Genomic DNA, 853 nt, shown 5'->3' with positions numbered 1-853 from the left:
ATCTGTGACCAATGATAGATAATGGACTCCTTCATTTGATTGCACATAGGTTATATCACTGACGAAGACCTCTTCAGGTCTCGTAGGCGTTTTATCTTTGAGTAAGTTAGGATGTTTTTTCATCCAATGCTTACTGAGCGTGGTTTTGATGTAACTCTTCTTTGCCTTCACCAGCAAGCCTTCCTGACGCAGATAAGTGAACAGTCCATCTCTGCCTAACTTAATCTCATGCTCCACTAATTTCGGCTTAATGAGTTGATATAATTTTCGTGTACCTACTTGAGGCATGTATTGGCGCCAATACTTGACCCACTCCTTAATAGGATGTAATTTTTCTCGCTTAACCTCCATTCTCGATACGGATTGATACACCGATTGTCGAGAGAGACCGAACAGCCGACACATCGGCGCTAACTTTATTTCGTTTTGTTGTTTAGCTTGCCAGATGTATCGGATAAGTACTTTTTTCTTAGGCCTGCTCCATACTCTTTGTCCATGATATCAACCATGCCATTGAGTACTTGGTTTCTAATTTTTTCATCTTGGAGTTCACGCTCTAAACGCTTTATTTTTTGGGCGGGTGTTTCTTTTGATTTGGGCATAAGCGGATGCTGAAATGGCTTCGACCAGTCCATTTTACCATGTTTTCTAAGCCACACTAAAACAGTACTTCTTCCTTGTATACCAAAGTGCTTTTGGGCTTGTTTATAGGTGAATTCGCCTTTTTCTACTAGCTCTACAACACTTAATTTAAAGCCTAAAGTATAATCTCGCTGTGAGCGTCTAGCATGTTTACTATTTGATGTTTCCATAAAGAAGTCCTCTTTATGTCAACGTATTTCAGGATGAGACA

Annotated in this window: 1 pseudogene; it reads right to left on the bottom strand. The window is 40.0% G+C overall.

The features are described from left to right. Window positions 1–812 (bottom strand): annotated as a pseudogene (locus tag EOK74_RS20700) (helix-turn-helix domain-containing protein); the annotation flags it as partial. Between the last annotated feature and the right edge of the window lie 41 nt (window positions 813–853).

It is taken from the genome of Paraglaciecola marina (assembly GCF_004360155.1).
Lineage (GTDB): Bacteria > Pseudomonadota > Gammaproteobacteria > Enterobacterales > Alteromonadaceae > Paraglaciecola > Paraglaciecola marina.
Note: the sequence above shows the minus strand (reverse complement) of the source record. Positions and strands in the feature narration are given on the sequence as shown.